The organism is Streptomyces sp. ID05-39B (genome assembly GCF_033794725.1).
GTDB lineage: Bacteria > Actinomycetota > Actinomycetes > Streptomycetales > Streptomycetaceae > Streptomyces > Streptomyces bobili.
This window is the reverse complement of record NZ_JARGEF010000312.1, coordinates 1-7,926: the sequence shown is the minus strand read 5'-3', so window position 1 is coordinate 7,926 and position 7,926 is coordinate 1. Positions and strand designations below refer to the sequence as shown.

The following is a 7,926-nucleotide window of genomic DNA, read 5'->3' as shown; positions in this document are numbered from 1 at the left end:
GCGAAGGAGGAGCCGGGGGCGGGGGCCGGGACGGAGGCCGGGGCTGGATCTGGTGCCGGTGCCGGTGCGCGTTCTGGGGCTGGTGCTGGGGTGTCCGCGCCCGTGCTGGAGGCCGAGCCCGCGCCTGGGGCGGACGCCGAGCCCGCGCCGGGGACCGAGCCCGCGCCCGGTGCCGAACCTGGGACCGGTGCTGAACCCGGGACCGGCATCAAGCTCGCGCCCGGTGGTACCGCTGGCGACCCGGTCGACGTCATCTCCCGGGTCGAGCCGGATTCGAAGATCATCGCCCCCGGCCGTCCGCTGGGCGTCCGGGCGATCGCTGACGTCGACAAGGGGGCTGTGAAGAAGCTCGGTCTGAAGCTGTCGCTGCCTCCCGGTGTCACGTACGTCAAGGACATCGACGACGCGAGCAACGGGGTCTGCACGCCGGCCGCCGACGGGCGGAGCGTGACCTGTGTGCCGGACGCGGGCGGGGACCTGGCCCTGCTCTCCGCGTACGTCGAGCTGAAGGTCGGCGACGGTGTGGCGCCCGGGACCGTGCTGGAGTTCACGTCCGTCGCCGACATCGGGGACGCCGTCGACAGCAAGCCGGAGAACAACACGGCGACCGGGAAGGTGACTGTCAAGCCGTCGACCGACCTCGGCATCGAGTGGACGACCGCGCCGAAGGGGCCGGTGAAGACCGGTACGGACGTGCCCACCGAGGTGACCGTCACCAACCACGGCCCCGGCACCGCGCGGCTCGACGCGGTCCATTTCGATATGGGCTTCGACAACTGGCCCGTCAAGGACCCCGGGCAGCAGATGTGCTGGGCCGACCCGGGGGTCATGGTCTGCGACGTCAACAAGGAGCTCGCGCCCGGAGAGTCCGTGGAACTCGCCTTCACCTGGCGGTTCCCGCCGAAGGCCGCGGGTACGGAGTACCGGGTGCCGACCCGCATCTACACGTCCAGCCCGCTGGACGCGAACCGGGCGAACGACAAGACCGAGCTGGTCTTCGACATCAAGAAGGGGACGGCGTCACCGTCGCCCACGCCGTCGGGGTCGCCCACGGCGACCGCCTCGCCCACGCCGACCGCCTCCCCGTCGTCCGCGCCCTCGCCTGCCGGTGGGGGCGGGCAGATCGCGGCGACCGGTGCCGGGGTGCCGGTGGCCGGGCTGGCGGCCGGGGCCGGGGCGCTCGTCCTGGCCGGCGGGGCGCTGGTCGCCTGGCGGCGGCGGTCCTCGTGAGGTGAGCGGGTCTTCGTGAGGTGAGCAGGGTTCCCGCCGGGGTGCGTTTTTCGTGCTGAACCCCGGCGGGAATTTCCGAATTCGGGCACGCTGGAGCCTGTTTCGGCGCCCGGGCGGGCTTAGGCTGCCGCGCATGTGCGGAATCGTGGGATACGTGGGGTCTCAGTCGGCGCTGGACGTCGTGATGGCCGGACTGAAGCGACTGGAGTACCGGGGGTACGACTCGGCAGGGGTCGCGGTGCTCGCGGACGGGGGGCTGGCCGCCGCCAAGAAGGCCGGGAAACTCGTCAATCTGGAGAAGGAACTGGGGGCCCGGCCGCTGCCGGCCGGGACGACGGGCCTCGGGCACACACGCTGGGCCACGCACGGCGGGCCCACCGATGCCAACGCCCACCCCCATCTCGACAACGCCGGACGTGTCTCGGTGGTGCACAACGGGATCATCGAGAACTTCGCCCTGCTGCGGGCCGAACTGACGGAGCGCGGGCACGAGCTGCTCTCCGAGACGGACACCGAGGCCGTGGCGCACCTGCTCGCCGAGGAGTACTCCGGCACGGGCGACCTCGCGGAGGCGATGCGGCTGGTGTGCCGTCGGCTGGAGGGGGCGTTCACGCTGGTCGCGGTGCACGCCGACGAACCGGACGTGGTGGTCGGCGCGCGCCGGAACTCGCCGCTGGTGGTGGGCGTTGGGGAGGGTGAGGCCTTTCTCGCCTCGGACGTCGCCGCGTTCATCGCCCACACGCGGTCGGCGATCGAGCTGGGTCAGGACCAGGTGGTGGAGCTGCGCCGGGACCGGGTGACGGTCACCGGCTTCGACGGCAGTCCGGCCGAGGTGCGGTCGTACCACGTCGACTGGGACGCGTCGGCCGCGGAAAAGGGGGGTTATGACTACTTCATGCTCAAGGAGATCGCCGAGCAGCCCAAGGCTGTCGCCGATACCCTGCTCGGCCGGATCGACGCCTCCGGGGCGCTGACCCTCGACGAGGTGCGGATCCCGGCCTCCGAGCTGCGCGAGGTCGACAAGGTCGTCATCGTCGCCTGCGGTACGGCGTTCCACGCGGGCCTGATCGCCAAGTACGCCATCGAGCACTGGACGCGCATCCCGTGCGAGGTGGAGCTGGCCAGCGAGTTCCGGTACCGGGACCCCATCCTGGGCGCGCGGTCGCTGGTGATCGCCATCTCGCAGTCCGGCGAGACCATGGACACGCTCATGGCGCTGCGGCACGCCCGCGAGCAGGGCTCCAAGGTGCTGGCGATCTGCAACACCAACGGGTCGACCATCCCGCGTGAGTCGGACGCGGTGCTGTACACCCACGCCGGGCCGGAGGTGGCCGTCGCCTCCACCAAGGCGTTCCTGACGCAGCTGGTGGCCTGCTATCTCGTCGCCCTGTACCTCGGCCAGGTGCGCGGCACCCAGTGGGGGGACGAGATCCGGGCCGTCGTGCGGGACCTGGCGCGGATCTCCGGGGAGGTCGAGCGGGTGCTGGAGACCATGGAGCCGGTGCGGGAGCTGGCGCGTTCGCTCGCCGGCAAGGACACCGTGCTGTTCCTCGGGCGACACGTGGGCTATCCGGTGGCGCTGGAGGGCGCGCTGAAGCTCAAGGAGCTGGCGTACATGCACGCCGAGGGCTTCGCGGCCGGTGAACTGAAGCACGGGCCGATCGCACTCATCGAGGAGGACCTGCCGGTCGTCGTCGTGGTGCCGTCCCCGCGGGCGCGGTCCGTGCTGCACGACAAGATCGTGTCCAACATCCAGGAGATCCGGGCGCGGGGGGCTCGGACGATCGTGATCGCGGAGGAGGGGGACGAGGAGGTCGTGCCGTACGCCGACCATCTGGTGCGGATTCCCGTGACGCCGACGCTGTTGCAGCCGCTGGTGGCGACGGTGCCGTTGCAGGTGTTCGCGTGCGAGCTGGCCACGGCGCGGGGCAACGAGGTGGATCAGCCCCGCAACCTGGCGAAGTCGGTCACGGTGGAATGAGGCGCGAGCGTCCCACGGGTGGAGTGCCGTCCGGTGCGACGGCGTCCACCCGTGGGAAGGCTCCACGAAGGCCCCCGGTCAGGCGCGCGCCAGCTTGCGGCGCTTGTTCGCCGTGGCGGTCCAGCGGAGCAGGGCCACTTCCAGGGCGATGATGCCCAGGGTGCCCGTGATCGGCGGTATGCGGCCCTCGTCGATCCGGTCGACGATCAGGTACACGCCGAGGCAGGCCCAGGCCACGGCCAGCACGGCCAGCAGGACGGTGAGGGCCGCCCAGCCCCAGCCGTTCGCGGTGTGACGCTTCCCGGCGGGCTCCGGGGCCCGCTTGCGCGGCTGCGGGATCTGCTCCGGGTCGCGGGCCGGCATGGGCACCACGGACTCGGCGGGAACGGCCGTGTCCAGGGCCGCGACGCGTTCCGCGGTGATGCCCTCGAAGAGGGTCGGCTCGACGGTGACCGCGAACCCGTCGTGGCCGGTGAGGGCGCGCGCGCCGTCCGGCCGCGTGGTCATCGCGGCGCAGGCGTCGTAGCGGACCGTGACCGGGCCCTTCGGCGTCGTCAGGGTGACGCCCTCGGTGCCGATGACCAGCGTGACCTGGTCGTCCTCCAGGGAGGCGTGCCGGGTGCCGGTGACGGCGGCCGGCGAGTACTGCGGGGCGAGGGTGAAGCCCGCCCAGTCGACGCCCCGGCCCGGCACCTGGAGCAGTGCGCCGTCCCACGTCCGGCGGGCGACCTCGTGCAGGTCGGCGACCGTCACCGCTTCCAGCTCGGCCCTGTGCTGCTCGGGGGAGAGGATCGGGTGCCCGAGCAGCAGACTCAGCGCGTACGAGGGGAGGCCGGCGGCGCCGAGGTCGGGGGCGTCGTACATCTTGAGGAGCTTGCCGCGCACGGAGTCCAGTTCGGACTGCTCGATGCGGCCCGCGCGCAGTCGGGCGAGGGTGTCGACGAAGCCGCCGACGACCGCGTCCTGCTTCTTCGGCAGGGAGTCCGCGTAGGCGGTGAGGGTGGCGAACTCGGCGTCGCGCGGGGAGTAGTCGGCCTCGGCGGTGTAGGAGTAGCCGCCCTCCTGGCGCAGGTCCTGGAAGAGGGCCCGGCCGAGGACGTCCGCGAAGACGGAGGCCGCGGTGGAGCGGGGCAGCACCGCGGTGAGGACGACCTGGCCGTCGTCGCCGTGGATGTAGGCCGGGGTGACGGGCAGCGCGCTGGTCGCGGCCGGGGCGGGCGAGCGGGTGCCCTCGGGGAGGCCGAGGTCGAGGCCCTCGGGCACGCGGTCGCTGGTGATCCACAGCACCGCGTTGTCCCGGGTGAAGCGGGTCTCGGCCCAGTGCCGCACCTGGCCGGGGGTGAGGCCCCAGGTGCCCAGCTCGTTGTAGCTGGAGAGGCCGTAGCCCTGGGCGCCGTACCGCCACAGCGCGAGCGGGGAGCTGGGGCCGCTGCCGCGGCCCGCCGCCTCGGTGCGCAGGATCTCCTTCTCGGTCTCCAGCCGGTCCATCGGCAGGTCCCGCAGGCCGGCGCAGACGCTGTTGAGGTAGGTGACGACCTCCTCCTCGCTGCCGGTGACGTGGAAGAGCGTGTACGCGTTCGCCGTCGTGCCGTTGTAGTGCAGGTCGGACAGGCCGAGGCGGTGCAGGGCGAGGTGCTCGACGAGATGGGTGATCCCGGCGGTGGCCAGGGTCTCGTCGGCGCGGCCGACCCGGAAGAAGAGGCCGGCGGTGACCTCGTTGCCGGAGCCCGCGGTGTAGAGGGTGGGGACGCCCTGGGTGGTGGTGTGCGAGAGCAGGCCGTCGAGGGCGGCGAGGCCGCTCTGGTCGTGCAGGTCGGTGGTCATGTGCCGGTGCCCCCTCAGGCCTGTGTCGCGAGCTTGCGGAACTTCAGGAACGACGCCTTCGGGTCGCCCGCGTACTGCCACGGGAACTCCGTCGCCCGGTCGCCGAGGAAGGCGAAGTGCCGGGCCGCGTCGGCGTGGTGGCCGCCGACAGAGAAGGCGAACGCGAAGACGCTGTGCGCGCCGACGGAGTACCAGTCGGGGCGGTAGCCGGGGTGCAGGACCGACACCTGCGCGGCGAACCGCAGGTCGTCGCGGACCGGCACGCCCCGCAGGTAGGCCGTGTCCTCGGGGCTGTCCAGGTCCAGCCAGTGCTCGATGTGGGCGACGGCCACCAGGGTCGCGGAGGTGGAGCCGTCCGGCGCGCCGGAGGCGCACTCACGGGCGAAGCCGTGCGCGGCCTCCCAGGTGCCGCCCCACTTGGGGCAGAGCTGCTGGAGCAGCTGCGTCTGCGCCCGGTAGTGGTGCGGGTGGTGGGCGGCCAGCCGGTCGTAGCGGCGGCGCGCCTCCGCCTGGCCCAGCTGCAGACCGCGCGCGGTGGTCAGCCGTACGGTCCAGGCGGGGGCGTACGCCGGCTGCTCCGCGCACACGTCGATCAGCAGTTGCTCGGCCCGGCGAAGCCAGGAGTGGAACTGTGCGAACTGGTCCTGAGAGACCTGCTGGGCGCGGGCGCCGCTGCGGATGTCCCAGCCGATGTGGACGTACCGCTCGGCGAGGAGGGTGCGGGGCAGCGGGTCGCCGGGAAGTTCGGCGACCGCCCGCTCCAGGAAGGTCTCGACGCCGGGGATCTCGGCGAGGACGGACGACACCGTGCAGATCTTGGCGACGGAGTCCAGGCGCGCGGCGAAGTCCCGGACCGCCGGCCAGTCGCCGGCCTGCGCGGCCGTGCGCAGCGGGATCAGCTCGGGTGTGTTGTCGTACGGGTCGAAAGTCGGTCCCGGAGAGCCCGTGGTTCTGCCGCTGGTGGTACTGCTCAATGCCCCCGCCCCCTGGCGATGCCGACCGCGCGCGCCGACTGGCCCCCCAGGGCGCGGGCGGTGAAGTGATGGTGTGACGTCTAGGTGTGTGCTGCCTGTGTGCCGCGTGTGACTCTTTGATCGGATGTGATCAAGTCGCCGCAGGCTAGCAGCCGCCTCCGACAATCGCGTGGGCGACCGGGGCGGTCGGTTCCCCCGCCGTAGGGTGCTCGGCATGAGCATCATCGGGGTCGGCATCGACGTGGCCGAGATCGACCGGTTCGCGGCATCGCTGGAGCGCACGCCCGGACTGGCCAGACGCCTCTTCCTGGACAGCGAGTTGCTGCTGCCGAGCGGGCACCGGCGGGGTCCCGCCTCGCTCGCGGCGCGGTTCGCGGCGAAGGAGGCCCTCGCCAAGGCGCTCGGCGCTCCCGCGGGACTGCTGTGGACCGATGCGGAGGTGTACGTGGAGGACAGCGGGCAGCCACGGCTGCGGGTTCGGGGGAGTGTCGCCGCGCGGGCCGCCGAACTGGGCGTCACCTCATGGCACGTGTCGCTGAGTCATGACGCGGGCGTCGCCTCGGCGGTGGTCGTCGCCGAGGGGTAGGCGGACGGGGCGGAGTGGGTCCGCAGGGTCGTGCCAGGTCCCGCCGGGTCCCGCAAGGTCCCGCGGGATCCCGCAAGGTCCAGCCGGATCCCGCCGGTCCGCGCCCCGCGCGCGGCCCGGTGTTTGACTGGGCGTATGCGTACTGCCTATTGCGTGGACACCGTTCGGGCCGCCGAGCGGGACCTGATGGCGCGGCTCCCGGAGGGGGCCCTCATGCAGCGGGCCGCCGCCGGCCTCGCCGCGGCCTGTGCCGACCTGGTCGGGCGGGTGTACGGGCGCCGGGTCGTCCTGCTCGTCGGGAGCGGCGACAACGGCGGTGACGCCCTGTACGCAGGGGCCCGGCTGGCCCGGCGCGGCGCGGGCGTGACGGCCGTACTGCTCTCTCCCGCACGCACGCACGCCGGCGGGCTTTCCGCCCTGCGGCGGGCCGGTGGGCGCAGCGTGGCGCCCGAGGACGCCGCCGGGCCGATCCGGCGGGCCGACCTCGTCCTCGACGGCATCGTCGGCATCGGCGGGCGGGGCGGGCTGCGCGAGGACGCGGCACGGCTCGCCGCGCTGGCCGACGGGTCCCGGGCCGCCGTCGTCGCCGTCGACCTGCCCAGCGGCGTCGAGGCCGACACGGGGGAGGTGCGGGGCGCCGCCGTGCGGGCCGACCTCACCGTCACCTTCGGCACGCACAAGCCCGCCCTGCTGGTCGATCCGGCGCGCGAGTACGCCGGGTCGGTGCGGCTCGTCGGCATCGGCCTCGAACTGCCCGGCGAGCCGGAGATCGAGGCCCTCCAGCACGCCGACGTGGCCCGGCTGTTGCCCGTGCCGGGTGCCGAGAGCGACAAGTACCGGCGCGGGGTCGTCGGGATCGCCGCCGGGTCCGCGCGCTATCCGGGCGCGGCCGTGCTGGCGGTCGCCGGGGCGCTGCGCGGCGGCGCCGGGGCCGTGCGGTACGTCGGGCCCGCCGGGCACGCCGTGCTCGCGCGCTACCCCGAGACGCTCGTGTCCGACCAGGGGCCCGAGCGGGCCGGTCGGGTGCAGGCGTGGGTCGTCGGGCCGGGCGCCGGGGACGACGCCGGCACGGTGGCCCAGGTGCTCGCCGCCGACGTACCGGTGCTGATCGACGCGGACGGACTGCGGCTCGCCGACGTGGCCGCGGTGCGCGGACGTACGGCGCCGACGCTGATGACTCCGCACGCGGGGGAGGCGGCGGCGCTGCTGGGCGTGTCGCGGGAGGAGGTCGAGGCGGGGCGGCTGGCCGCGGTGCGGGAACTGGCGGGGCGGTACGGGTCGGCGGTGCTCCTGAAAGGGTCTACGACCGTGGTCGCGGCGGCAGGGGGCGG

6 protein-coding genes are annotated in these 7,926 nt (G+C 73.6%); 4 read left to right on the top strand and 2 right to left on the bottom strand.

Annotated elements, in window-relative coordinates; translation table 11 throughout:
* Positions 1-90: 90 nt before the first annotated feature.
* Both P1P75_RS37310 and glmS read left to right on the top strand, forming a co-directional pair.
* Positions 91-1,230 carry a hypothetical protein gene (locus P1P75_RS37310; protein ID WP_319263798.1) on the top strand — a complete coding sequence of 380 codons (1,140 nt, stop codon included), beginning with the start codon at positions 91-93 and terminating at the stop codon, positions 1,228-1,230.
* A gap of 133 nt (positions 1,231-1,363) precedes the next feature.
* The gene (glmS, locus tag P1P75_RS37305; RefSeq protein WP_319263796.1) at positions 1,364-3,211 is read left to right on the top strand and encodes a glutamine--fructose-6-phosphate transaminase (isomerizing); all 1,848 of its coding nucleotides are present in this window, start codon (positions 1,364-1,366) and stop codon (positions 3,209-3,211) included.
* Between the two features lie 78 nt (positions 3,212-3,289).
* On the opposite strand, the gene P1P75_RS37300 is transcribed toward glmS, so the two are convergent.
* Both P1P75_RS37300 and P1P75_RS37295 read right to left on the bottom strand, forming a co-directional pair.
* Entirely contained in the window at positions 3,290-5,035 is a 1,746-nt protein-coding gene (locus P1P75_RS37300; RefSeq protein WP_319263794.1) for an insulinase family protein, read from the bottom strand.
* A gap of 14 nt (positions 5,036-5,049) precedes the next feature.
* A complete protein-coding gene (locus P1P75_RS37295; RefSeq protein WP_319263792.1) occupies positions 5,050-6,009 on the bottom strand; it encodes a hypothetical protein in 960 nt (319 codons plus the stop codon).
* Between the two features lie 214 nt (positions 6,010-6,223).
* Here P1P75_RS37295 and P1P75_RS37290 point away from each other — a divergent pair, with 214 nt between their 5' ends.
* Both P1P75_RS37290 and P1P75_RS37285 read left to right on the top strand, forming a co-directional pair.
* Positions 6,224-6,595: a holo-ACP synthase gene (locus P1P75_RS37290; RefSeq protein WP_086767173.1), complete on the top strand. Its 372-nt coding sequence runs from the start codon at positions 6,224-6,226 to the stop codon at positions 6,593-6,595.
* Between the two features lie 135 nt (positions 6,596-6,730).
* Positions 6,731-7,926: NAD(P)H-hydrate epimerase (locus tag P1P75_RS37285; protein WP_319263790.1), on the top strand; the 1,196-nt coding region annotated here is incomplete at its 3' end.